The 22,842-nt window shown below is 64.3% G+C and carries 24 protein-coding genes; 12 read left to right on the plus strand and 12 right to left on the minus strand.

Annotation, left to right across the window (positions count from 1 at the left end; translation table 11 throughout):
• Positions 1-177: 177 nt before the first annotated feature.
• Positions 178-1,749, minus strand: a complete 1,572-nt coding sequence (locus IF803_RS34405) for a TetR/AcrR family transcriptional regulator (RefSeq protein ID WP_461195227.1) — start codon at positions 1,747-1,749, stop codon at positions 178-180.
• Between IF803_RS34405 and IF803_RS34410 the strand changes: the two genes are divergently transcribed.
• Positions 1,675-2,739 carry a ketopantoate reductase family protein gene (locus tag IF803_RS34410; RefSeq protein ID WP_461195229.1) on the plus strand — a complete coding sequence of 355 codons (1,065 nt, stop codon included), beginning with the start codon at positions 1,675-1,677 and terminating at the stop codon, positions 2,737-2,739. The two genes, IF803_RS34405 and IF803_RS34410, sit on opposite strands and share 75 nt — an antisense overlap.
• Positions 2,740-2,878: 139 nt before the next feature.
• On the plus strand, positions 2,879-3,073 hold the full coding sequence (locus IF803_RS34415; protein ID WP_028332921.1) for a hypothetical protein: 195 nt from the start codon (positions 2,879-2,881) through the stop codon (positions 3,071-3,073).
• Positions 3,074-3,377: 304 nt separating this feature from the next.
• Here the strand turns inward: IF803_RS34415 and rnk are convergent, their stop codons facing one another.
• The 3 genes from rnk to IF803_RS34430 all read right to left on the minus strand — a co-directional run bounded on the left by rnk (position 3,378) and on the right by IF803_RS34430 (position 5,195).
• A complete protein-coding gene (gene rnk / locus IF803_RS34420; protein ID WP_461195232.1) occupies positions 3,378-3,797 on the minus strand; it encodes a nucleoside diphosphate kinase regulator in 420 nt (139 codons plus the stop codon).
• A gap of 304 nt (positions 3,798-4,101) precedes the next feature.
• On the minus strand, positions 4,102-4,632 hold the full coding sequence (locus IF803_RS34425; RefSeq protein WP_461195233.1) for a chromate transporter: 531 nt from the start codon (positions 4,630-4,632) through the stop codon (positions 4,102-4,104).
• The gene (locus tag IF803_RS34430; RefSeq protein WP_461195235.1) at positions 4,629-5,195 is read right to left on the minus strand and encodes a chromate transporter; all 567 of its coding nucleotides are present in this window, start codon (positions 5,193-5,195) and stop codon (positions 4,629-4,631) included. The genes IF803_RS34425 and IF803_RS34430 overlap by 4 nt, the downstream gene beginning before the upstream one ends.
• A 114-nt stretch (positions 5,196-5,309) precedes the next feature.
• On the opposite strand from IF803_RS34430, the gene IF803_RS34435 reads away from it, so the two are divergent.
• Complete coding sequence (locus IF803_RS34435; protein ID WP_461195236.1) at positions 5,310-6,227, plus strand: LysR family transcriptional regulator; 918 nt, start codon at positions 5,310-5,312, stop codon at positions 6,225-6,227.
• 193 nt (positions 6,228-6,420) lie between these two features.
• Positions 6,421-6,969 (plus strand): carboxymuconolactone decarboxylase family protein, encoded by a 549-nt coding sequence (locus IF803_RS34440; protein WP_461195238.1) that lies wholly within the window; start codon positions 6,421-6,423, stop codon positions 6,967-6,969.
• Positions 6,970-7,024: 55 nt separating this feature from the next.
• Here the strand turns inward: IF803_RS34440 and IF803_RS34445 are convergent, their stop codons facing one another.
• Positions 7,025-8,017: a GlxA family transcriptional regulator gene (locus IF803_RS34445; protein ID WP_461195240.1), complete on the minus strand. Its 993-nt coding sequence runs from the start codon at positions 8,015-8,017 to the stop codon at positions 7,025-7,027.
• A 75-nt stretch (positions 8,018-8,092) separates the two neighbouring features.
• Here IF803_RS34445 and IF803_RS34450 point away from each other — a divergent pair, with 75 nt between their 5' ends.
• Positions 8,093-8,806, plus strand: coding sequence for a DJ-1/PfpI family protein (locus tag IF803_RS34450; protein WP_461195241.1), 714 nt, complete (start codon positions 8,093-8,095; stop codon positions 8,804-8,806).
• A 7-nt stretch (positions 8,807-8,813) separates the two neighbouring features.
• On the opposite strand, the gene IF803_RS34455 is transcribed toward IF803_RS34450, so the two are convergent.
• Positions 8,814-9,290, minus strand: coding sequence for a hypothetical protein (locus IF803_RS34455; RefSeq protein WP_461195243.1), 477 nt, complete (start codon positions 9,288-9,290; stop codon positions 8,814-8,816).
• Positions 9,291-9,525: 235 nt separating this feature from the next.
• Between IF803_RS34455 and IF803_RS34460 the strand changes: the two genes are divergently transcribed.
• The 5 genes from IF803_RS34460 (at position 9,526) to IF803_RS34480 (ending at position 15,101) form a co-directional block, all read left to right on the plus strand.
• The gene (locus IF803_RS34460; protein WP_461195263.1) at positions 9,526-10,590 is read left to right on the plus strand and encodes an amidohydrolase family protein; all 1,065 of its coding nucleotides are present in this window, start codon (positions 9,526-9,528) and stop codon (positions 10,588-10,590) included.
• A 67-nt stretch (positions 10,591-10,657) separates the two neighbouring features.
• The gene (locus tag IF803_RS34465) at positions 10,658-11,770 is read left to right on the plus strand and encodes an amidohydrolase family protein (RefSeq protein WP_461195244.1); all 1,113 of its coding nucleotides are present in this window, start codon (positions 10,658-10,660) and stop codon (positions 11,768-11,770) included.
• A 2-nt stretch (positions 11,771-11,772) separates the two neighbouring features.
• Complete coding sequence (locus IF803_RS34470; RefSeq protein ID WP_461195245.1) at positions 11,773-12,186, plus strand: Rieske (2Fe-2S) protein; 414 nt, start codon at positions 11,773-11,775, stop codon at positions 12,184-12,186.
• Between the two features lie 164 nt (positions 12,187-12,350).
• Complete coding sequence (locus tag IF803_RS34475; RefSeq protein ID WP_461195247.1) at positions 12,351-12,965, plus strand: glutathione S-transferase family protein; 615 nt, start codon at positions 12,351-12,353, stop codon at positions 12,963-12,965.
• A gap of 60 nt (positions 12,966-13,025) precedes the next feature.
• The gene (locus IF803_RS34480) at positions 13,026-15,101 is read left to right on the plus strand and encodes a 2Fe-2S iron-sulfur cluster-binding protein (RefSeq protein WP_461195249.1); all 2,076 of its coding nucleotides are present in this window, start codon (positions 13,026-13,028) and stop codon (positions 15,099-15,101) included.
• A 471-nt stretch (positions 15,102-15,572) separates the two neighbouring features.
• On the opposite strand, the gene IF803_RS34485 is transcribed toward IF803_RS34480, so the two are convergent.
• Both IF803_RS34485 and IF803_RS34490 read right to left on the minus strand, forming a co-directional pair.
• Complete coding sequence (locus tag IF803_RS34485) at positions 15,573-15,929, minus strand: hypothetical protein (RefSeq protein WP_461195250.1); 357 nt, start codon at positions 15,927-15,929, stop codon at positions 15,573-15,575.
• Between the two features lie 143 nt (positions 15,930-16,072).
• Positions 16,073-16,648 carry a TetR/AcrR family transcriptional regulator gene (locus IF803_RS34490; RefSeq protein WP_461195251.1) on the minus strand — a complete coding sequence of 192 codons (576 nt, stop codon included), beginning with the start codon at positions 16,646-16,648 and terminating at the stop codon, positions 16,073-16,075.
• Positions 16,649-16,773: 125 nt separating this feature from the next.
• Here IF803_RS34490 and IF803_RS34495 point away from each other — a divergent pair, with 125 nt between their 5' ends.
• Positions 16,774-17,751, plus strand: coding sequence for a zinc-dependent alcohol dehydrogenase family protein (locus IF803_RS34495; RefSeq protein WP_461195252.1), 978 nt, complete (start codon positions 16,774-16,776; stop codon positions 17,749-17,751).
• 86 nt (positions 17,752-17,837) lie between these two features.
• On the opposite strand, the gene IF803_RS34500 is transcribed toward IF803_RS34495, so the two are convergent.
• The 3 genes from IF803_RS34500 to IF803_RS34510 all read right to left on the minus strand — a co-directional run bounded on the left by IF803_RS34500 (position 17,838) and on the right by IF803_RS34510 (position 21,462).
• Complete coding sequence (locus IF803_RS34500; RefSeq protein ID WP_461195254.1) at positions 17,838-19,838, minus strand: hypothetical protein; 2,001 nt, start codon at positions 19,836-19,838, stop codon at positions 17,838-17,840.
• Between the two features lie 333 nt (positions 19,839-20,171).
• Positions 20,172-20,912 (minus strand): sulfite exporter TauE/SafE family protein, encoded by a 741-nt coding sequence (locus IF803_RS34505; RefSeq protein ID WP_461195256.1) that lies wholly within the window; start codon positions 20,910-20,912, stop codon positions 20,172-20,174.
• Between the two features lie 154 nt (positions 20,913-21,066).
• On the minus strand, positions 21,067-21,462 hold the full coding sequence (locus tag IF803_RS34510; RefSeq protein ID WP_461195258.1) for a hypothetical protein: 396 nt from the start codon (positions 21,460-21,462) through the stop codon (positions 21,067-21,069).
• Positions 21,463-21,654: 192 nt separating this feature from the next.
• Here IF803_RS34510 and IF803_RS34515 point away from each other — a divergent pair, with 192 nt between their 5' ends.
• The gene (locus IF803_RS34515; RefSeq protein WP_461195259.1) at positions 21,655-22,026 is read left to right on the plus strand and encodes a cupin domain-containing protein; all 372 of its coding nucleotides are present in this window, start codon (positions 21,655-21,657) and stop codon (positions 22,024-22,026) included.
• 27 nt (positions 22,027-22,053) lie between these two features.
• Here IF803_RS34515 and IF803_RS34520 read toward each other — a convergent pair.
• A partial coding sequence (locus IF803_RS34520) for an acyl-CoA desaturase (RefSeq protein ID WP_461195261.1) occupies positions 22,054-22,842 on the minus strand: 789 nt, incomplete at its 5' end.

A 22,842-nucleotide genomic window follows, 5' to 3' on the forward strand; every position in this document is an offset into this window, starting at 1 on the left:
AATACTGCGTCAAGTTTTAGCGGAAGGTATTATGATGTTATAGGCTATATATCGTCGGAATCGGGCGCTGTTTTGAATTACAGGTAAACTTTTGGGTGAAGCAGCGCTCGCTCACTCGCTGGTTCACCATTTGGAACTGACGTCGTCCAGGACCTGCACCAAGCGAGCCTGATCGCTTTAGCCGGCACGCGAATTGGCGTTTGAGCCCGGATGTCGGCGCGGCTTGAGGCCCGCGAGGAAGAGCCGCGCGAAGTGATCGGCGATCTCGGCTGGAGACCAGTCACGCCGGGTCTTGAACCAGATCGGATACCAGTGGCCCATTCCGGTGAGAATGCGCTCTGCGAAATAGGTATCGATGCGGCGGAAACGGCCCTCGTCGATCCAGCGCTGATAGCTGTTCTGGTCTTGCCGGATCGTCGCCAGCACGTCTCCGACATAGGCTTTTCGGTCAGCCTCGTTGAGATAGTTGATGTTGTGGTAGGTCGCCTTTGGGCCGCAGGGCGTGTCGTGCAGCATCAACAGCAGGCGGATTCGCTGCACGATGTGATCGAATGCCCCAAGGCTGTGCTCTTGCAGATGCTCGCGGATGCTGACCTCGCCGGCGAGCCCGCGTCGCAGGCAGGCCAGCAGCAGGCTCTCCTTTTCACTGAAGTGATAGTAGATGCCGGCGCGGGTCATGCCCGCATCCACGGCGATGCTCTCGAGCGACGTGCCCGACGCGCCCCTGCGATTGAAGCTGTCCGAGGCAATCGACAGCATCCGGTCGAACTTTGCGGCCCGCTTGTTCAGCGCTGTGCGAGTCTCGAGGAACGGGGCGAGGCTGAGCGCCTCGGGCATTTTGGGAAGCGCGATCTCGCGCCGGTAGACTCCGTGCGTGATGATGTCGTCGATGGCATCGATCGCCTGTTGCCGCGTGTAGTAGTCGCGCTCGGACAGCCAGAACGGAACCCAGTCCAGGACGGAGATCAGCGCCACCGCCGTGAGCAGCGGCTCGTCGCAGGCGATCGAGTCGTCCGCCACGCCCCGATTCAGAATGTCGGCCAGCAGCGCGGCATTCTGCCAGCGCTTGGCATGGACCTCGCTGCTGTAGGGCGCGGCCAGCGCATCGATATCGCTGAACAGGATCATGCGCTGGCCTTCGGGGCGCAGCCTGCCGCGCACGAAGCGCCTGATGATCTCGAGCCCGTCGATGCCGGGCTCGGCCGCCGCCTCGATTTCGTGCCGATAGATTGCAAGGCCGCGCAGATAGCAGTGGAAGATGAGATCTTCCTTGTCGCGGAAATAGTGGTACAGCGCGCCCGGCACGGCCTGCACCGATGCTGCGACCTGCTCCATCGTCACGTTGGCATAGGAGTGACGGGCAAACAGCCGGGAAGCTGAGACGAGGATTTCTTCAGCCCGATCCGTCGGGTCGGCGGCGACTTGCAAGCTCGAATGCCCTTCCTGATCGCGGAACGAAAATCCGCACGCGAGATAATCCCCTTGGCAGCCGCTTGTCGATCTGCGATAGACGGTGGCATACCATACACCAGCGGGTCTTGATTGTCTGGTGATTTGGCGACCGTCGGCCCGTGGATGCGGGACGGCCAATATCGACCGGGCATCGGTTCGGCAGCAGCTTCGGACAGGATTTTGGAGAGCAAGCCTTTCGTGAGGAGGGCTATTGGAGAGAGCATGGCGCGCAACATTCTGATTTTGGGAGCTTCTTACGGCTCCCTGCTGGGGACCAAGCTGCTGATGGCGGGTCACAACGTGTCCCTGGTGTGCCGCAAGAACACCGCCGACCTGATCAACCGCGACGGCACCGAGGTGCGGATCAAGCTGCGCGACGAGAAGGAGCACCGCTCGATCTTCTCGCGCGATTTGTCCGGCAAGCTCGATGCCGTCACGCCGGCCGATGTCGACGTGTCGCGCTACGACATGGTCGGCCTTGCGATGCAGGAGCCGCAATACACCAACCACACGGTTCGCGTGCTGATGATCAAGATCGCAGCGGCGAAGCTGCCCTGCCTGTCGATCATGAACATGCCGCCGCTGCCGTATCTGAAGCGGATTCCCACACTCGCCGGCATGGACCTCGAGGAGGCCTACACCAACGCGCAGGTGTGGGAGCGCTTCGAGCCGGGCCTCGTCACGCTGTGCTCGCCCGATCCGCAGGCCTTCCGTCCGCCGGAGGAGAAGGCCAACGTGCTGCATGTCGGCCTGCCGACTAACTTCAAGGCCTCCGCCTTCGCCGACGACAAGCACAACAAGGTGCTGCGCGAGCTCGAAGCCGACATCGACGCGGTGACGCTCGACGGCCAGGACGTTCCGGTGAAGCTGAAGGTGTTCGATTCGCTGTTCGTGCCGCTGGCAAAGTGGTCGATGCTGCTGACCGGCAATTATCGCTGCATCACGCCGACGGAGCCGCAATCGATCCGCGACGCCGTGCACGGCGACCTCAAGCGCTCGCAGGCGATCTATGATCACGTCGACGGCATTGCGCGCAAGCTCGGCGCCGACCCCGCGGATCAGGTGCCGTTCGCGAAATACGCCAAGGCCGCGGAAAGCCTGCTCAAGCCGTCTTCGGCGGCCCGCGCGGTTGCCGCCGGCGCGCCGTTCATCGAACGCGTCGACCTGCTGGTGAAGCTGATTTCGCACCAGCTCGGCACGCCGAGCACCGAGATCGACCGCACGGTCGAGACCGTCGATCAGAAGCTGAACGAGAAGATCGTGCAGGGCGGCTCCGGCGCGGAGTAACGGAGTGGGGCTGGCGAGGGCATGCGTGCCCTCGCCATGCATCGGCGATCTGCAATGTGCGCAATCGCGGTTGCCGGACGCATGGCTCGACCTGTCCGGATGAGATAGACTCGCCCAGCTGCGGTTGGGAGCAACGGACATGCCGAGCAAATCGCTTCCTCTCCTTGCAATCTACGGCGACCTCGATCGCGCACGCGATATCATGCGCGCCTGGCAGCCGCTCGACCATCTTTCGCCCGACGACGCCGAGATCGTCGTGAAGGCGATCGCCGAGGGCATCGCGCGCGGGCGCCGGCACGGGATCGAGATGGGGCAGTGCCATCAGGCGGCGTGAGCTACACGCTCAGCACACTCCGATAGCGCATGTGAGGTGAGCACGCCGGTCGGGCTCCCTCTCCCCTTGCGGGAGAGGGTGGGGAGAGGGGTGGCTCCGGGCGAGATGATCGAAATGAAGTCAGCGCGCAATTTCGGCTACGTGTCGTGTGTGCTCGACTGAATGGGAGAGAGCGTGCCGTGCGGTACCCCTCTCCCCAACCTCGAGAGCGAGCTTCGCTCGCCTCGGACCCCCGCAAGGGGGGAGGGAGCCCTTCCGCCAGTGACTCCCTTACGAGAGGTTAGTCACCAACGCGAAGCGACCGTTAGCCCTCATGCCTCACGGCCAAAATCGTCACCGAACGCGTCTGCTGGCTCGGTGTCTGAAAATCGATCGTCTGGCCGACCGACAATCCGATCAGCGCGGCGCCGACCGGCGTCAGCACCGAGATGCGCCGCAGCGCGATGTCGGCTTCGTGCGGGTAGACGAGCACGACCTCCCTGACGTCGCCGGTCTCGTCGTCACGGTAGCGCACAAGCGAGCCCATGCGGACCACGTCATGCAAATCGGCGTCGTCGGCAACGAGCCGGGCGCGGTCCGTCTCGCGCGCGAGGAACTGGGCGACGCGGGGAAACACCGCCATGCTGGAATCGGCCAGCGCGCTGAGGCGATGCGCCTCGCTCGCGGTGATCACGATCGGCGGCAATGCCGGGGCGGTAAAGCTGCTCTGAATGGTTCGGGTCATGTCGGTTGATCTTTGTGGTTGATCGGAGGCGCACGAGCGCCGGCGCGCGGATATCCCGCGACGCGACGGACTGAAATGATTTGATGGCGTCGAGGAATCCGGACGGCGTGCGATCGCCGGCCGGCTAATTGCCTGCGTGCAAACGTCCGGCGCGCAATTCGCGGCGCGCAATACGGGTGTCGATGCGGAGCGTGTCGATCATGGCACCATCAACATAGCCCCTGGCGACGTCGCATCCATTGCGGCGAAAGCGCGCACGCGGGCCGCGTGGAACGATGCGCCACCGCCGCAAACAGGCCGGGCGTCAGGGCTGTCCGATGCCGGACAGGCCGAGCACCGCGCCGGCGGCAAGCGCGACAAGCGGATGGATGCGCGTCGTGGTGGTGGCGATCGCGACCATTGCCGCGATCAGGATCGTGCCCCAGCTCGAGGCCGATGCGTGGGTGATGACGATGGCGCTGGCGGTGACGAGCCCGGCGGTGACCGGAACCAAACCGGCCTGCACGGTGCGGCGCCAGGGCCGGTCCTTGAAGCGTTCCCAGAGCCGAAGCGCGAAGCCTGTCACCAACGACGACGGCCCGAACTTGGCGAGCGACGTCACCAGCACGCCGGAGAAGCCCGCGACTTGCCAGCCGACCAGCGGCACCACCATCATGTTCGGCCCGGGTGCTGCCTGCGCCAGCGCGAACAGCGCACCGAATTCCTGCGCCGTCATCCAGTGATGGACGTCGACCACCTGACGCTGCATCTCCGGCAGGATGGTGTTGCCGCCGCCAAAGGCGAGCAGCGACAGCTCGGCGAAGATCAGCGCGAGCGTGACGAGGGTTGCACTCATGACGCCTGCCTCGACCTGAGAAAGATGCTGAGCGGCGCCAGCGTCAGCAGCGTCGGCAGCAGCGGCAAGCGAAACACCGCGATCGCCAGCACGCAGAGCGCGCCGATGAACAGGCTGAGCACATCGCGCCGCAGCGGCCAGGCGATCTTGATCGCGGTGGAAATCAGGAGCCCGGCTGCGGCGGCAGCGAGACCGCCGAACAGATGACGGACGACCGGGTCGTCGGCGAAGCGGCCATAGATCACGCCAAGGCCGATCACGACCGCGGTCGGCACCGCGATCAGGCCGAGGATCGCCGCAAACGCGCCGGGAATGCCGCGAAACTTCAGCCCGACCGCGACCGACATGTTGATGATGTTGCCGCCGGGCAGGAACTGGCACAGCCCGAGCAGGTCGGTGAACTCCGCGCCGGTGAGCCAGCCGCGCTTCTCCACCATCATGTGGCGCGCCAGCGGCAGCACGCCGCCGAAGCCGGTCAGTCCGAGGATGAAGAAGCCCGTGAACAACTCGCCGACATCAGGCGCGACATGCTTGGTGGTTTGCGCGGCGGGGATGGCGTCCATCGGCGGGGCGGCTCCGGTTCGATTTGTTCTTTGCGACGACTCTAGTTGGCCGCGTGCCAAATATCCAATATATGGATAAGGGAATTTGCATATCTTTTCGATATGGATTGCCTGATGATCGAACTGCGCCATCTCCGCTATGCCGTCGCGGTCGCCGAGGAAGGCCATATCACCCGCGCCGCCGCGCGGCTCGGCATCCAGCAGCCGCCGCTGAGCCAGCAGATCCGCGCGCTGGAAGCCGCGATCGGCGCGCCGCTGTTTCGCCGGCAGCCGCGCGGGGTCGAGCTGACCGCCGCCGGCCGTGCCTTCGTCGGCAAGGCGCGCGCGATCCTGCGCGACGCCGACCTCGCGGTGGAGGCCGCGCGCCGCGCGAGCCGCGGCCAGGAAGGCCAACTGGCCATCGGCTTCACCTCTTCGGCCGCTTTCCATCCCTTCGTCACCGGCGTGATGCGCGAAATGCGCGAACGCGCGCCGGCGATCACGCTGTCGCTCGAGGAGGCCTCGACCGGAGAGCTGATCGCAGCTGTCGAGGCCGATCGCCTCGATGCCGCATTCGTGCGCGCGCCAAGCGAGCGGCTGGAGAACCTCACGATCACGCATCTGCTCGACGAGGAGATGGTGGTCGCATTGCCGGACCATCATCCGCGCGCCCGCAAGGACACCCGGCGGCGGATTTCGCTGGCCTCGCTCGCCGACGAGCCGCTGATCCTCTACCGCCGTCCGACCGGGCCGGGCCTCTACGACAGCATCATCGCCGCCTGCCGCGCCGCGGGCTTCAGCCCGAAGGTGGCGCAGGAGGCGACGCGGATGGTGTCGACGCTCAGCCTCGTCGCAGCGGGGCTCGGCATTTCGATCGTGCCGGAATCGATGGCGCGGCTCGAGACCGCCGGCGTGTCCTATCTCCGCCTCGACCGCGCCGCGGGCCTCGTCGCGCCGCTCGCGCTGGCCCGCAAGAAGGGCCCCGCCGGCGGCACGCTCGGCCGCCTGCTCGGGATCGTCTCGCGGCGGGTGAAGGACCGTGCCGGGGTTTAGTGGAGTCTGCGCGACGAAGCTGAACGTCGCCGCCGCCGCTCGGATGGCGCGGAATGTGGGGAGTTTGGCGAACGCGCGCGTCAGGGCGCGGCTAGATCACTGGCATCGATCCCCGATGCCGGCGCGTCGATCGCAACAGCTCAGTTGCGTCCGGCGGCTTCGGGTTCAATCAACACCGCGAAAGGCATTTCCGATGGCGCGCTTTCCTGTCCATACGCTCGAGTCTGCCCCTGAAGCCTCGAAGCCTGTCCTGCGCGAGGTCGAGGCGCGGTTTGGCATGATCCCGAACCTTGCGGCGACTATGGCGACGTCACCCGTGCTGATCCAGAGCTTCATCGGCATCTTCGACAAGGTTCACGGCGGCAGCTTCACCGAGCAGCAGATCCAGACCGTGCTGCTTACCGATGCGGTGACCAATCGCTGCACCTGGGCGGTCGCGCTGCATTCCGCGCTCGGCTTGCAGGCTGGCCTCGATCCGGCCGATGTCGATGCGATGCGTGCCGGCCGCTCGCCTGCCGACAAGACACTCGGCGCGCTCTCGACCCTGGCGCGGTCGCTGATCGAGAAGCGCGGGCGGCTCGACGAAGAGGAGATCGAACGATTCCTGGCGGCCGGGTTCTACAAGGACCTCGTGCTCGAAGTCATCACCATCGTGGCGGCGTCGACCATCACCAACTACACCGGCAGCGTCACCAATCCGCCGCTGGAGGCGGCGTTGCAGGAATATGCCTGGAACGGCTGAGACGATCGCGCTTCAGCGTCTTTCACTGCGTGCCGACCGCAAATAGCTTCATGTCCTAGACCGCGAATCTGGCGCGGTAGTCCTGCGGCGTGGTCGAGAGCAGGCGCAGGAAGCTGCGGCGCATCGTCTCCTCGGACCCGAAGCCGCAGCGCTGCGAGATGCGCTTGATCGGCAGGCGCGTTTCCGACAGCAGATGCCGCGCGCCCTCGACCCGGAGCCGCTCGATCGCGCGCGCCGGCGTCAGGCGGGTCGCTTCAGCGTAATGGCGGCTGAAGCTGCGCTCGCTCATGCCGGCCTGTTTCGCCAGCGTCGACAGCGAGAGGTCGCCGGCCAGATGGTTGCTGATCCAGTCGTGCAGCGCGCTGAACCTGTCGTCGGTTGCCTGTAGCGACAGGATTTCGCTGAATTGCGCCTGTCCGCCCGGCCGCTTGAAAAACACCACGAGATAGCGGGCGACGGCAAGCGCCGCCGTGCGGCCGAGATCCTCCTCCACCAGCGCCAGCGCCAGATCGATGCCGGAGGTGACGCCGGCCGACGTCCAGAACGAACCGTCGCGCACGAAGATCGGATCGGGCTCGACGCGGACATCGGGAAAGCGCTCGGCGAGCTCTGCGCAAAATTGCCAATGGGTCACGGCGCGGCGGCCATCGAGGGCGCCGGATGCGGCGAGCAGGAACGCGCCGGTGCAGACCGACGCGGTGCGGCGTGCTTGCCCGGCGCGCTTGCACACCCAGTCAACCAGCATGCGATCGTTCGCCGCCGCGTTGACGCCGTCACCGCCTGGAATCACCAGCGTGTCGACCGCGGTGCCGATGGCGGGCAGTGGATGCACCGCGAGCCCGACGCCGGCGGACGACTCGACGTGCGGGCCATCCTTTGCAACGACGCGGACTTCATATGGCTCCGCGTTGCCAGCCTTGGCCGCCAGCGCATTGGCGGACGCGAACACCTGCAATGGCCCGGTGACGTCGAGCAACTGCACCGCCGGATAGGCCAGCACTTCGATCGAGCGGCGGTTTGGCGAAAAACGTGGGCTGGTTGGCGTCATCGCCGAAACCTGCCGCGCTAGATTCGCTTTGTCCATAGCGCGAGGAAAGTTCAAGGAAAGTTCGAGGGAAGTTCGATGATTGCTCACGATGTTCATCTGCGGATCGGTTCGCTGCTGTTCGAAGGCGTCGATCAAATCGATTTGACCGGGCCGTTCGAGGTGCTGTCGCGGATTCCGAATTCGACCTGCCGCATCTATGCCAGGACCATGGCGCCGGTGCGGGACCTCAAGGGATTGCAGCTGCTGCCCGACGCGACGCTGGCCGATGCGCCGCCGCTCGATGTGTTGCATGTGCCCGGCGGGTTCGGTCAGGAAGCCCTGATGGAAGATGCGGAGGTGCTCGGCTGGATCAGCCGGCAGGCGGCGGGCGGATGCCGCATCTTCTCGGTCTGTACCGGCGCCCTGCTGTGCGGAGCGGCCGGCCTGTTGAAGGGACGCAGGGCGACGACGCATTGGGCCTCGCTGCATCTGTTGCCGTTCTTCGGCGCTGTTCCCGTCAATGAGCGCGTGGTGATCGATGGCAGCTACATCTTTGCCGCCGGCGTGACCTCAGGCATCGACGGAGCGTTGCGGCTGGCCGCTGAATTGCGCGGCGACGATGCCGCGCGGTCGATCCAGCTCTATATGGCCTATGCACCGGAGCCGCCGTTCGACAGCGGCACGCCGGAGACGGCGCCGCCCGCGATCCTTCAACAGGCCAGGCAAGCCGTGCGCGCGATCACGGCGCAGCGGGAGGAGACCGCGCGCCGCGTGGCTGCGAGGCTGGGCGTCGTCGTGCAGGCAGTCTGAGCGTGGACTAGTTTCCCGGCTCGAAGCTGCAGTCGGCGCCGCCGGCCTTGTCCTTGATCACTGTTGGATCGAGCGTGCAGGACAGTTTCGACAGCGCCTCGTAGATCGTGCCCGCGGCGCCGTCGGGCGGCACGCCGGCCAGCGCCACGGTCGCGAAGATCGCGTTGGCCTCGCGTCCCTTCACGGTACGGGCGTTGCCGCCGAAGCTCAGTTCGCAGGAGCGCGAGGTGATGGCGACATTGCTGGCGCGGCAGACGACCTTGTCGGCGGTGACGGTGATCTTCCTGGTGATGGGGACATTGCTGTCGCCACCAAAGAACGCGGCGACCGCCTTCTTCTCTTTGGCCGGCAGCGGCGAATAGGGCGCCACGACGCCGGCGAGCGCCAGCGCGACCGAACCGGAGGTGGTCGCGGGCGCGGCCCATGCGGTTGACGCGGCCAGCGACAATGAACATGCGAGGATCGTCAGTCGGCCAAGTCCCATTCCCATCTCCTGTATCTGCGCTTTCCGCGGCGCGGAATCGCTAGCACGTCTTGCGGACTGAACAGGTGACGCCATTCACACGCGATCCCGCAACTTCGCGTGAGGCGCGGATGCGCACAGGGCAGGGCGGCCCCGCGTGGACCCGCTTGCACGATCGCGCCATCGGCGGCACAGTCCGATCCGTGGCAGCGATGCCGCCAACAACGACGACAAGAAGATCAATCCGGGGAGCGCCATGGCGGCCACGCGCATCGACTGCGACATCCATCCCGCGGTGGGGGGAACGCGCACCACGCTGCTGCCCTATCTCAGCGATCACTGGAAGGAACAGGTCGTCAGCCGCGCCATCGACGGGCTCGACCTCAATTCCTACCCGCCGTCGATGCCGCTATCCGGCCGCGCCGACTGGCGGCCGGCCGACGGCAGCAAGCCCGGCAGCGATCTTGCCATGGTGCAGCGCGGCGCATTCGACCAGCTCGGCGCCAGCCACGCCATCTGCAACGTCGTCTATGGCGCGCAGGCGGTGTTCGATTCCTACATGGCGGCGGACTTCTGCAAGGCGATCAACGACTGGATCGCGGCCGAGTGGCTTGCCAGGGACACGCGGCTGCGCGCCTCGATCGTGGTGCCGATCCAGGCGCCGGACCTTGCGGTCGAGGAGATCGAGCGCAGGGCCGGCGACAATCGCTTCGTCTCGGTGCTGGTGCCCTCGCAAGGCGAGACGCTGCTCGGCCGGCGGCATTACTGGCCGATCTATCAGGCCGCCGAGAAATACAGGCTGCCGATCGCGATCCACGCCGGCAGCGCCTACCGCGGCGCGCCGAGCTCGATCGGCTGGCCGTCCTACCGTTACGAATATTATCTCGCCGAAGCGCAGGCGTTCCAGGCGCAGACGTTGAGCCTGATCTATGAGGGCGTGTTCGGGAAGTATCCGGGATTGACGGTCGTGCTGATGGAGTCGGGCGTCAGCTGGCTGCCGGCCTTCATGTGGCGCGCCAACAAGACCTGGCGCGGCGTGCGCGTCGAGGTGCCGTGGGTGGAGCGCGAGCCGGCCGCGATCATCCGCGACCATTTCCGCGTCACCATGCAGCCGTTCGATGCGCCGCTGGATGCAACAAGTGTCGCCGACATCATCGACCAGATCGGCTCCGACAAGATGTTCCTGTTCGCGTCCGACTATCCGCATTGGCAGTTCGACGGCGACGATCCGATCCCGCCGCATCTGCCGAAAATTCTTGTCGAGCGGATGTGTGCTGACAACCCGCTCGAAACCTTTCCGCGTCTCAAGTTGAATTCGTAGCGCATGATCCAAAAAAGTGGAAACTGGTTTTCCGACAAGATCATGCGCAAACAAAATGGAGGATCGCATGAGTGACGTCATCGACCGCCCGATGCTCGACCAGGAGAAGACCGCCGCGTCGCGGCTCAGAATCATCGATTGCGACATCCATCCGAGCATTCACGCGCACAGCGACCTCAATGAGTTCCTGCCGAAGCGCTGGCAGCAGCATCTGAAGGAATATGGCAGCCATCTGCGCACGCCCTATATCGGCACCACGCCGTATCCGCGCTCCTCGCCGCTGATCGCGCGGCGCGATGCCTGGCCGCCGACCGGCGGCGTGCCCGGCTCCGATCTCGATTTCATGCGCAAGCAGCACCTCGACCCCTTCGACGTCGAGTTCGGCATCCTGCAGGTGCTCGACCTCTTCATCTTCTCGCAGCAGAATCTGGAATTCGGCGCCGCGATCCAGCGCGCCATCAACGACTGGCAGCTGGCGTTCTGGGCGCATCGCGATCCGCGCCTGAAGGCCTCGATCCTGGTCGGGCAGGACGGCTCCGACCTCGGCCTCGCCGAGATCGAGCGCTGCGCCAAATCAGGCGAATACATCCAGATCAACGTCTCGCCGCGTGCCAACGAGCCGCTCGGCCGCCGCCGCTACTGGCCGATCTATGAACGCGCGCAGGAGCTCGATCTGCCGCTCGGCATCCATGTCGGCGGCTATGGCGGGCATGCGCCGACCGGCGGCGGCTGGCCGTCCTACTACTGCGAGGAGCATCAGTCGAACGCGCACACGGTGGCCTCGAATCTCACCAGCCTGGTGCTGGAAGGTGTTCCCGAGCGCTTCCCGAAACTGAAGATCGTGTTCATCGAGGGCGGCTTCGGCTGGATCCCCGCGACGATGTGGCGGATGGATCAGCACTTCGAACGCTTCCACAGCGAGGTGCCGCATCTGAAGCGCCGGCCGAGCGAATATGTGAAGCAGCATTTCTGGTTCACGACCCAGCCGATCGACGAGCCGGATGAAGCCAGGCACCTGCGGCAGCTGATCGAATGGGTCGGCATCGACCGGCTGTTGTTCTCGTCGGACTATCCGCACTGGGACTATGACGACGCGCGCTACGCCTTCAAGACGCCGCTGACGGACGCGGAGCGTCGCAAGATCTTCAATGCCAACGCCCGCGCGGTTTACAAGTTCTGATCATGACCCGTCACATCGTCGCGCGCACCAGCGAGATTCCGGCCGGCGGCAACAAGGTGTTCGGCATCGAGGGCCGCGACATCGTCGTGTTCCACGTCAATGGCGAGTTCTTCGCGCTGCTCAATCGCTGTCCGCATGAAGGCGCGCCGCTGGAGAAGGCGGCCTGCGTCGCGCGCCTGACCTCGCCGGAGCCCGGCATCTATCAGCGCGACCGGGTCGGCGAGATGCTGCGCTGTCCGTGGCACGGCTGGGAATTCGACATGCGCAACGGGCAGTCCTGGTTCGATCCCAAGCGGTTCAGGATCCGCTCCTATCCGGTCGCGGTCGAGAGCGGCGCCGAGTTGCAGAAGGGGCCGTATGCCGCCGAGACGTTCCCGGTGCATATCGAGGACAACTACGTGATCGTCGAGGTTTGACCGGCGTCGCGCTAACCCTGTCATGCCGGCTACGGCGACAAATAGTGTTATTGCAATAACTGCAATAATGAAGTTCCGTTAGAGATAATTATAATATCACCTGCAATGGGCCACCTTGAGTTGGCGGTCGGGAATGAACCCGTCCACCACATCAGGAACGGCACATGAAGCTGTACCACTTCGCTCTCTCCGGCCACGCGCATCGCGCCCGCCTGTTTTTGTCCCTGCTGGGAATTCCGCACGAACTGGTCGACGTCGATCTCAAGTCCGCCGCGCAGAAGCGGCCGGAATATCTCGCGCTCAACCCGTTCGGCCAGGTGCCGGTGCTGGACGATGACGGCACCATCATCTCCGACTCCAACGCGATCCTGGTCTATCTCGCGACCAAGCTCGGCCGCACCGACTGGCTGCCGCAGGATGCAAAGGGCGCTGCCGCGGTCCAGCGCTGGCTGTCGGTTGCCGCCGGCGATCTCGCGTTTGGGCCCGCAGCGGCACGCCTCATCACGGTGTTCGGCGCAAAGCACAATCCGGACGACGTGATAGCGCGGGCGCACGTTCTGTTGAAGCGGCTCGAGGCCCATCTCGCCGGTCGCGACTGGCTGGTCGGCGCGGCGCCGACGATCGCGGACGTTGCGCTCTACAGCTATCTGTCGAGTGCGCCCGAAGGCAATGTCGATCTCTCCGCCTATGCGCGCGTCAACGCGTGGCTGCGCCGGATCGAGGCGCTGCCGGGCTTCGTGGCCTTCGCCAGGACCCCTGTCGGTCTGGCGGCCGCGTGACCTGCTGACCGGGCGTGCCGTCGGGCGCGCCCGTCCAACCCCGAAGGGGAGGGCGATACGATGAGCGACAGACGAACCAAGCACAAGCTCGCGACCTGGCATGCCGGCGAAAAGGCGATCCAGCAGCAGGTTGGTGTCGCCGAGAAGATGCACGCCGTCGGCCAGCGCGCGGTGCGCGACTTCATGCCCGACCAGCACCGCGATTTCTTCGCGCAGATTCCCTTCATCGTCGTCGGCAGCGCCGACCGAAGCGGCGACGCCTGGGCCTCGCTGCTGGCCGGCAAGCCCGGCTTCATCTCCTCGCCGACACCGCGCAGCCTCGAGATCGTTGCGCGGCCTGACGCCAGCGATCCCGTCAGCGAAGGCATGCGCGACGGCGATGCGATCGGACTGCTCGGAATCGAACTGCACACGCGGCGCCGCAACCGTGCGAACGGGCTGCTGCGTGCGGCATCGGGCAAGGCGCTCAGCTTCGAGCTCGATCAGAGCTTTGGCAATTGCGCGCAGTATATCCAGCTTCGCGATTTTGCCTTCGTGCGCGAGCCGGATGAACCTTTTGCGGGGGAGATCGAGGCGAGCACGACGCTCGATCAGGCCGCGCGCGACATGATCAAGGCGGCCGACACGTTCTTCGTGGCGTCCTATGCCGAGCGTGAGGACCGTCGCCAGGTCGACGTCTCGCATCGCGGCGGCCGGGCGGGCTTCGTCCGCGTCGCCGACGACGGCACGCTGACGATCCCCGATTTCGCCGGCAATCTGTTCTTCAACACGCTCGGCAACATCCTCGTCAACGGCAAGGCCGGGCTGGTGTTTGTCGATTTCGAAACCGGCGACTTGCTGCAGCTGAGCGGTGACGCCGAGGTGATGCTGGACTCGCCGGAGATCGCGGCGTTTCAGGGCGCCGAGCGGCTGTGGAGCTTCCGTGCCCGCCGTGTGGTGCGCAGGCGCGGCGCGCTGACGCTGCGCTGGGCGTTCCGGGCCGAAGGCTGGTCACCGAATTCGCTGATGACCGGCGACTGGGTGCAGGCCGCCGAGCGGATTCGCGCGGCCGAGCGCGCGACGCAGTGGCGGCCGTTCAAGGTCATCAAAATTGTCGACGAGAGCCGATCGATCCGCTCGTTTCATTTGCAGCCGGACGACGGCGCGGGGCTGCTTCCGCACCGGGCGGGACAGCATTTGCCGATCCGTCTCTCGTTGCCCGGTTTCGACAAGCCGGTGATCCGCACCTACACGCTGTCGGTCGCGCCGTCGGACGACATGTACCGCATCAGCGTGAAGCGCGACGGCGTCGTATCGCAGCATCTCCACGACACCATCCATGCCGGCGACATCATCGAAGCGCGCGCGCCGGCTGGTGGCTTCACGATCGATGCGCGCGAGAAGCGGCCCGCGGTGCTGCTCGCCGGCGGTGTCGGCATCACGCCGCTGCTCGCGATGCTGCGCCACGTGGTCTATGAAGGGCTGCGCACCCGCGGCATCCGGCCGACGACCCTGATCCAGGCCGCGCATGCGAAGCAGGACCGCGCGTTCGGCGATGAATTGCAGCAGCTGGTGGATGCCGGCGGCGGCGCGGTGCGGATCATCCGCGTCCTCGGTGATGTCGACGGCGCCGAGCAGGGCGTGGACTACGACGCTGCGGGACGGATCGACATGGCGCTGTTGTCGCGCGTCCTGCCGTTCAACGACTATGACTTCTATCTATGCGGGCCGCCGCAGTTCACCCAATCGCTCTATGACGCGCTGCGCGGCTACAACATTGCCGACGGCAGGATTCACGCCGAAGCCTTCGGTCCTTCATCGCTGGTCCGGAAGCCCGACCTCGTCACCGCAGCACCGCCGCGCCGGCCGCCGGCGACGACGCCGATCCCGGTCGCCTTCACCACATCGTTGAAGGAGGCGCGCTGGACGCCCGAGGCGGGGACGCTGCTCGAACTGGCGGAAGCGCGCGGCCTCAGCCCCGCCTTCAGCTGCCGCGAAGGCAATTGCGGAACCTGCCGAACGCGATTGCTGGCCGGTGCCGTGACCTATGTGAAGCAGCCCACCGCAGAGGTGGCCGACGACGAGGTGCTCATCTGCTGCGCCGTGCCGGCAAAGCCGGCGGCCGACGGCGAGGATCGGATCCAGCTTGATCTCTGATCAGCCGTGCCGCAGGACGCCGGCCTGCGCAACTTGATCGCCTAAGAGATGAGGTTGAATGGCAATCGCAAGGTGGTGCGCCCCCTCTCCCGCTTGCGGGCAGGGCAATCGCATATGGAAAGAAATCTGTCGGGCAGTGTCCTCGCGGCCATCCTTCGAGACGCCCGCCTTCGGCGGGCTCCTCAGGATGAGGATCTTGTTTTGCGGCACAATAGTAGACCCTCATGGTGAGGAGCGCCGCTTGCGGCGCGTCTCGAACCACGAGGCCGAGTTACCTCCGCAGCCGCCGAAGGGGCATATGCGATTCCCCTGTGCTTGCGGGGGAGGGTTGGGGTGGGGGCTCTCTCCGCGAGTCACGCTGCGGAGAAAGCCCCCACCCGCATCGCATCTTTGATGCGATGCGACCTCCCCCGCAAGCGGGAGAGGTGGAGTCAGTGCGTCGTGAGATTGATCGAACTGACTTCATCATGCTCAGCCCATGCTGCCCGGCATGAAGCAGCGTGGCCTCGGGTGTCCGTCCAGATAATACGGCCAGACCATGGTGCGGCCGGCACGGTTCGGTCCGGCGACGACGGCTTCGTCGGGAACGTCGACCCACTCGCCTTCGAGCCGCACACGATAGTGGCCGTCCTTGGTGTCCCAATCGGCGTCATCGACACGCTTCGCGTCGCTGCCGTCGCAGCAGGGTCCCTTGACGCTGCGCAGGCTCTCATACCAGCCGTTCAACTCGGGTTGCTGGTGATCATGGGCCTGCGCCGGCCCGATCGCCGGCTTCGCCAGCAGGGCGGTGACTGCAACGAGCGTCGCACGCCAAAACCGTTTGCTCATCTGATCCTCAAATCCGGAAAGCCCATGACAGCCAACCCGGACATGGTCATCGAGATCAGGACATCAATCAGATGATGATCGTCATCCAATCACATTCGTGAGAGGCGCGCGGGGCGCTGCCGGAAGGCCGGGTGCTGGCCAGCTCAGGCGAGCAGGCTCATCACCTGGTCGATCACGGCCTTCACCTGTTTCGAATCCGGCCTCTGATGCGCAAGCGCCAGCAGGCCGGCATGCACCACCATGATGGTGTGGGCGGTGACGTCGGGGTCAAAGCCCTTGCTGAACTGGGCGCGATCGGTGCGCAGCCGCGTGCGCAGCAGCTCTTCAAGCCGCCGGTTGTAGCGCTCGATGCTCTTGCGGAGCTCGACCTGGTCGAGCGAGCCATCGGTCGCGGAGTTGATCGACAGGCAGCCGCGCTGTCCCTTCTCGCCCGAGCAATAGGGAATGAAGCCGGTAAGCCACTGCTTGATGATGTCCCGCGCGGGCCCCGGCTGCGCCAGCACGCGCTCGGCCCAGCCGAGGATGCCGTCGTGATAGCGGTCCAGCACCTTCAGGAACAACGCGTTCTTGTCGCCGAACGCCGCGTAGAGGCTGGGTTTCGCGACGCCGCTCGCCGCCGTGATCTCGTCGAGCGAGGTCGCCTGAAAGCCCTTCCGCCAGAACATCTGGCGGGCGATTTCCAGGACATCGTCCGGATCGAAGCTGCGCGGCCTTGCCATATCCGTCTTTTATGTACTCTCGCGTCGGATGTGAAGCCTTCACCTTGCCGTGAAGGCAGGTCCGGCTATTGACGTAATCTCTATTCTGTACTTAGAAGTACATAATGAAATCGGGAGGTCACGCCATGAAAGCTGTTCAGGTCGTTGCGTTCGGACGTGCTGCGGAGGTGGTCAAGCTCAACGAGGTGCCGGACGTGGGCAGCCCCGGCCCCGACGAGGTTGTGGTGGCGGTGGAGGCCGCGCCGATCAACAATTCGGATTTCATGATCATCGCCGGGCGATACGGCTATCTGCCGTCGCCGCCGGCCACGCTCGGGATCGAGGGCGTTGGAAGGGTCGTCGCCCGAGGAGCGCAGGTCAGGAACCTGAAGGAGGGGGACCGCACGCTGATTCCGTTCACAGTCCCGACCTGGACCGAGCGGGTCAAATTCACGGCGTCATGGCAGCGTCCGCTGCCCGAGAATGCGGATATCCGGCAGCTCTCCATGATCGGGGTCAACCCGGCCACCGCCTATTTGCTGCTGACCGATTTCGTGAAAGTCGCGCCCGGCGGCTGGATGATCCAGAACGGCGCCAACTCGGCGACGGCCCGCGCGGTGATCGCAATCGCCAGATCGCTCGGGCTCAAGACCGTCAACATCGTCCGGCGCGAGGAGGTCGTGGATGAGGTCAAGGCGATCGGCGGCGATCTCGTGCTGCTCGACGGGCCGGATCTCGCCAAGCGCGTCGCCAGGGAAACGGGTCGGGCGCCGATCCAGCTGGCGCTTGACGTGGTCGGCGGTTCATCCGCCTTGAACCTGATGAACTGCCTCGCGCCAAAAGGAGTGCTCGTCATCTACAGCGCGATGAGCGGACAGCCGTTCTCCGGTTCGCCGTTGAGCGTGATCTTCAACGAGGTGTCGGTGCGCGGCTTCTGGCTCGGCCATTGGGGCAAGACCGCGACCGATCAGGCATTGGCCGGAATGTACGACCATCTGGTGCCGATGGTCGCATCGGGCGCGATCAGCGCGCCGGTCGTGGGGACTTATCGCCTGGAGGATTTTTCGCAGGCGATCGCGCAGGCGTCGGCATTCAAGGGCAAGGTGATCTTCACGCCGAACTAGGTCGTACTCCCGATATTCACCGGCGCGACACGGACCGCGATGCCCGTTTTCGCCGGCGCATGTCCGCTCGGCGTCAGGCGGGGCAGCTAGACGATGGTCGAGAGCGTGAACGCGTGCCACGCACCCCAGTCAATGCCATCGTACGCGCGCACATACATGCTGTCAGTGCCGGTGGTGGCGCCGCCACGCATCCAGATGTCATCGAGGTCGGCGGCATTGACGTCGATCACGGTGCTGGCTGCCCAATGGGAGTTCGCAGAGGTCCAGAAATAGCCGCTGTTGGCGTTGCTGCCGCCATCCCAGAACTGGTATGCGGCCGCGGGATTTCCGTCGACGTCGGAATAGGACAACAAATTGCTGACCTGGCTCCACTCATTGATGTGCAAGGTCTGATCGTTGATCGAAGCGACCGGCGCGTGGTTTGGCAGCGACGTCAGGGTAAAGCTGTCCCAATTGCTCCAGGCGGTGCCGTCGAACGCCCTGACCCACATGGTCTCGGAGCCGCCGGCGGTGCCGCCTTGCACCCAGATGCTGGACAGATCGGACGCCGGAACGTCGATCACCGTGTTGGCTGCCCAGTGTGAATTGGCCGGCGTCCAGAAATAGGCGCTGTTGGCGGCCGAGCCGCCGTCCCAGAACTGGTATTTGGTGATCGCATCGCCGTCGGCGTCGGATGCCGTCGTCCAGTTGACGAGCTGCGCCCACTGCGCGGCGTTCAAGGTATGATCGTTGATCGTCGCGGTCGGAGCCGTATTCGTCGACGTCAGGGTAAAGCTGTCCCAATTGCTCCAGGCGGCACCGTCGAATGCCCTTACCCACATCGTCTCGGAACCGGTTGTCGAGCCGCCTTGAATCCACAGATTGGCCAGATCGGATGCCGAAACGTCGATCGTCGTGTTGGCAGCCCAGTGGGAATTGTCGGGCGTCCAGAAATAGGCGCTGGTCGTCCCCGTGCCGCCGTCCCAGAACTGGTATTTGGTGATCGTGTCACCTTCGGCATCGGTGGCAGTGAGCCAGCCCTGCGGTTTGATCCATTGATTGACGTGCAGCGACTGGTCGTTGACGGTCGCGACCGGAGCCGTGTTCGGCGTCGACGTCAACGTGAAGCTGTCCCAGTTGCCCCAGCCCGTTCCGTCGAATGCTCTGACCCACATCGTCTCGGAACCGGTCGTCGAGCCGCCTCGCACCCAGACGTCGGCCAAGTCGGCCGCCGAGACTTCGATCGTCGTGTTGGCGTCCCAGTGGGAATTGGTTGGAGTCCAGAAGTAGCCGCTGGTGGCAGACGTGCCGCTGTCCCAGAACTGGTACTTCGTGATCGCATCATGATCGGCATCCGTCGCCGTCAGCCAGCTGCTGATGGTGACCCACTGATCGATGTGCGTGGAATGATCGCCGATCGTCGCGACGGGGGTCGAGTTCGTTGACGTCAACGTGAAGCTGTCCCAGTTGCCCCAGTCCGATCCGTCGAACGCTCTGACCCACAGCGTCTCGGAGCCGGTCGTCGAGCCGCCGCGGATCCAGACATCGGCCAGCTCGGCCGCCGATACCTCGATCGTCGTGTTGGCAGCCCAGTGGGAATTGCTTGGAGTCCAGAAGTAGCCGCTGGTTGCGGACGTGCCGCTGTCCCAGAATTGGTATTTGGTGGCGGCATCCCCGTTGGCGTCGGTGTAATTCAGCCAATCCGTGGCTTGCACCCATGTGTTGATATGCAGCGATTGGTCGCTGATCGTGGCAACCGGCGTACTGTTCGGAATCGTCGTGAAGGTGAACGACGTCCAGGTACTCCAGGCAGTCCCGTCGAAGGCACGTGCCCACAGCGTTTCCGAGCCGCTGACCGAACCGGAACGCAACCACACCTCGGAGAGGTCAGACGCCGCGACGTCGATGACGGTGTTGGCGTCCCAGTGGGAATTGGTTGGAGTCCAGAAGTAGCCGCTGGTCGCGGACGTACCGCTGTCGAAGAACTGATAGCTGACCGCGGAATTGCCATCGGCGTCGGAATAAGTGAGCCATGGCTGTATTTTTTGCCAGTGATTGGACAACAGGCTGTGGTTGCCAATCGTGACGACCGGTGCGGTATTGGCCATGGTTTGCGTCCTCGTGAGGTGCGCCGGTCGAGACCGGCTAATTTCCAAGGTGCAAGGCAATCAATTTTGGACCGTGAGGCGGGCTATTCCTGGTCCAGTGTCGTTCGGCTGGGATCAGCGCATTCCAAAGAAATCGTTAATATCAAATTCAGGATCGCAGAATTTCAATGCAGCATCTATGATGGGTGTCACACCCATCCTTCAGGTCGCGTGCGGCAAAATGTCATAGGTATCGGATCCGCCCGGCCTCGCGTGCCTCGTGCCGCCTTTGAAGCGGCAGCGGGGGATAGCGGCCGCAAATCGGTTTTACAAATTGCGGATGGTCTCTGAATTTTATCCGAACCACGACTTGTGACCGGTGAGGAGCAGCAGTTGAATACCTGCCGCGGCCAGGATGGAGGCCAAAACATATCTGGTAGCAGTTTGCGATAGCCACCGCAGACCTATCGTCGTCCCGATCATGGCGCCAGCCAGCGCTGCCAATGCGTAAAGCCATGTGCCGCTGGTAGGCATTTGGCCGGCATAAACAGCCCCGATCAATCCGACCGCCGAATTCGCGAGAATAAACGGCGCTGACAGCGCCGCTGTCTGCTTGGGTGACGCCCATTGTAATGCGACCAAGATGGGCGCGAGAAAGACCCCTCCGCCGACGCCAGTTAGCCCGGAGACAAGGCCGACACCCGCGCCTACTGCGCCCGCGCCCCATACCGGCGTCAGTCGATCCGGCTCACCAGCCTTAGGACGACGGAAGGCAAGGATAGCCGCAGCAGCGAGAAGAACCGCTCCGGTCGCGACGTCATACAGACGTTCGTCAAGAACGATGAACCCGCCAACAAGAGCGGTCGGGAGCGACGCAATGAGGATCAGCCTTAGCTTGGCCCAATCAACCAGGCCCGCGCGATGAAAGCGCCAGGTCGAATAGGTGGCTGCGACAATATTGAGTAGCAGCGCCGTTGGACGCATCTCGTTCGAAGGGAACGAGGCGAATGCCATGAGAGCAAGAAATGCTGTCCCGCCAGCTTGACCAACCGTAGCATAGAGCAGCGAGACGCCGGCGAACATCAACGTCAGCATTGAGGTTCTTTCCCAAGCGTGCCGAGGCTAACAGAACGTCAGGACGACCCCAAAGGCAAAAAACGTTCCGTCGATACGATAGGCGGCGCGATCGTGACCACGCAACGGTCGCGGTCCTCGCGACAAGCCAGCTGCAACGTCTCGAAATCGATGACTACTTGATCGTCGCGCGCACCGTGATGACCGAGGTGCCGGATGCCTTCGGCCCCTGGCCCGTTGCCTTGATGGCAAACGTATCGCTGCCCTTGTACTTGGCCTTCGCCCTGTATTCGAAGGTCGATGCGTTGATCTTCTTCAGCTTGCCGTAGGCCGGCTTCTGTGAGATCGCGGAGTCCGTCACCGTGCCGCGGATCCCGATCGGGATCTGGCAGCTTTGGCCCGAGGCGACGTCGATATCGCCGCTCGAATTCTCGCCCCAATCCGCCAATGTCATCGACATCGAGCATTCCGGCACGGGCTGCGCCGAAGACGCGGGCGTGACATGCGATGCAAAGATGAGTGCCAGGGCGGCGACCCCCGACGCCCGCGTCGTGACGATACTCGTTTTCATGCAAGGCCCACTGCTGAAGGTTCTCGGCGCAGGAATCCTGCAACGTGGAAGCAGGGGTGGCAAGGGCTTCGCCTCGCCCGCGCGACATGTGTTGAAATGCCTGGGCGCTTGTTGCGTCGCTGAAGCGCCCCCATAGTCACCGCAGCCTTGATCTGATCGGGGCCAACGCGCGCGTGACAAGGAAGGGTTCCAATGGCTGAAAGCAACGACGGTCAGGCAAACGCTCAACCAGCTGGATTTGCCGGCGTCACCCGCAAGACCCTTGAGCGTCTCGCTTTGCCCGGCGATGATCGCGAGCTTGTCGTTGCCGAGGTGACCTATCCGCCCGGCGGGGTCGCTCCGCTGCACCGCCACCCCGTTGGCGGCGTGGTCTTCATCGTCGAAGGCGTTGCCGAGTCCGCGTATGGCGACGAGGCGCCGCGCCAGTATCGGGCAGGCGAGACCTTGCAGGATCGACCCGACGTGCCGCACAGGCTGTTTCGCAATTGCGATCCGGAACGGCCGCTGCGCTTCCTGACGATCTACGCGCTCGAACCCGGGCGCGCCTACACGATGGAGCCGTGAGGTTGCGAAAAGGTCGGAGGCAAAATACTACCGCTGGCTCGCTTGAGGTTTCGGGTTTGCGCCAGCCAGCGGAGGTGGAACGGCGAGCAGGAGGCAAACCGATTCCACCAGGAGTTCATGTGCACGGTCGACAATGTCGTCCAACGAACTCGTCTTCGCGAACATGGCCTGGGCTTCAGCCAACAACCGGTCACGCGTTGGTATGCTGGGCAGATGCAAGTCGGCACGATGCTGCAACAGAGCAAGCGCTTCCCGCACCGACAGTCCGGTTTCGTGGACCGACGATTTGATAGCCAGCGCGATGTATTCGGGATTGAAGCGACCAGCGAGTTGCTCAGCCGTTCGCTTGATCACACGCGATCCCAAGCGCTGCTCGTTGCGGAGGACCTGCATGGGTGGCGCCTTCAGATCCCAGACAATACCGAGCCAGGACAAGGCCACCAAGACATAATAGGTCACGTCAATCTCCCACCACCGGAAGCCTTGCCGCGCACTACTTTGATAGGCGTGATGATTGTTGTGCCAACCCTCACCCATCGTAAACAGAGCCAGCAGCCAATTGTTGCGGGAGTCATCGCCCGTAACATACCGCTTGCGTCCGTGAACATGTGCGAGGGAGTTGATGCAAAACGTTGCGTGATACAGCAGCACGGTGCTCCAGAAGAAACCGACCACGAGCCCGGGCCATCCGGCGATGAGGAAGCACAGACCTGCGACCACGATCGCCGGCAAGACCTCCAATCTGTGTAGCCACATCAACTCCGGATACGAGGCAAAATCCGCAACTTTCGTCAGATCCTGTCTCTTATACACATC

The sequence above is a fragment of the Bradyrhizobium sp. UFLA06-06 genome (assembly GCF_054820065.1).

Bases quoted from the DNA above. Each gene is read 5' to 3' on its own strand.
- IF803_RS34480 (WP_461195249.1), top strand. From the start codon at position 13,026: ATGAGCGACAGACGAACCAAGCACAAGCTCGCGACCTGGCATGCCGGC.
- IF803_RS34490 (WP_461195251.1), bottom strand. From the start codon at position 16,648: ATGGCAAGGCCGCGCAGCTTCGATCCGGACGATGTCCTGGAAATCGCC.
- IF803_RS34435 (WP_461195236.1), top strand. From the start codon at position 5,310: ATGATCGAACTGCGCCATCTCCGCTATGCCGTCGCGGTCGCCGAGGAA.
- IF803_RS34510 (WP_461195258.1), bottom strand. From the start codon at position 21,462: ATGAAAACGAGTATCGTCACGACGCGGGCGTCGGGGGTCGCCGCCCTG.
- IF803_RS34515 (WP_461195259.1), top strand. From the start codon at position 21,655: ATGGCTGAAAGCAACGACGGTCAGGCAAACGCTCAACCAGCTGGATTT.
- IF803_RS34445 (WP_461195240.1), bottom strand. From the start codon at position 8,017: ATGACGCCAACCAGCCCACGTTTTTCGCCAAACCGCCGCTCGATCGAA.
- IF803_RS34485 (WP_461195250.1), bottom strand. From the start codon at position 15,929: ATGAGCAAACGGTTTTGGCGTGCGACGCTCGTTGCAGTCACCGCCCTG.
- IF803_RS34505 (WP_461195256.1), bottom strand. From the start codon at position 20,912: ATGCTGACGTTGATGTTCGCCGGCGTCTCGCTGCTCTATGCTACGGTT.
- IF803_RS34410 (WP_461195229.1), top strand. From the start codon at position 1,675: ATGGCGCGCAACATTCTGATTTTGGGAGCTTCTTACGGCTCCCTGCTG.
- IF803_RS34460 (WP_461195263.1), top strand. From the start codon at position 9,526: ATGGCGGCCACGCGCATCGACTGCGACATCCATCCCGCGGTGGGGGGA.
- IF803_RS34470 (WP_461195245.1), top strand. From the start codon at position 11,773: ATGACCCGTCACATCGTCGCGCGCACCAGCGAGATTCCGGCCGGCGGC.
- IF803_RS34500 (WP_461195254.1), bottom strand. From the start codon at position 19,838: ATGGCCAATACCGCACCGGTCGTCACGATTGGCAACCACAGCCTGTTG.
- IF803_RS34455 (WP_461195243.1), bottom strand. From the start codon at position 9,290: ATGGGACTTGGCCGACTGACGATCCTCGCATGTTCATTGTCGCTGGCC.
- IF803_RS34440 (WP_461195238.1), top strand. From the start codon at position 6,421: ATGGCGCGCTTTCCTGTCCATACGCTCGAGTCTGCCCCTGAAGCCTCG.
- rnk (WP_461195232.1), bottom strand. From the start codon at position 3,797: ATGACCCGAACCATTCAGAGCAGCTTTACCGCCCCGGCATTGCCGCCG.
- IF803_RS34425 (WP_461195233.1), bottom strand. From the start codon at position 4,632: ATGAGTGCAACCCTCGTCACGCTCGCGCTGATCTTCGCCGAGCTGTCG.
- IF803_RS34465 (WP_461195244.1), top strand. From the start codon at position 10,658: ATGAGTGACGTCATCGACCGCCCGATGCTCGACCAGGAGAAGACCGCC.
- IF803_RS34475 (WP_461195247.1), top strand. From the start codon at position 12,351: ATGAAGCTGTACCACTTCGCTCTCTCCGGCCACGCGCATCGCGCCCGC.
- IF803_RS34415 (WP_028332921.1), top strand. From the start codon at position 2,879: ATGCCGAGCAAATCGCTTCCTCTCCTTGCAATCTACGGCGACCTCGAT.
- IF803_RS34430 (WP_461195235.1), bottom strand. From the start codon at position 5,195: ATGGACGCCATCCCCGCCGCGCAAACCACCAAGCATGTCGCGCCTGAT.
- IF803_RS34450 (WP_461195241.1), top strand. From the start codon at position 8,093: ATGATTGCTCACGATGTTCATCTGCGGATCGGTTCGCTGCTGTTCGAA.
- IF803_RS34495 (WP_461195252.1), top strand. From the start codon at position 16,774: ATGAAAGCTGTTCAGGTCGTTGCGTTCGGACGTGCTGCGGAGGTGGTC.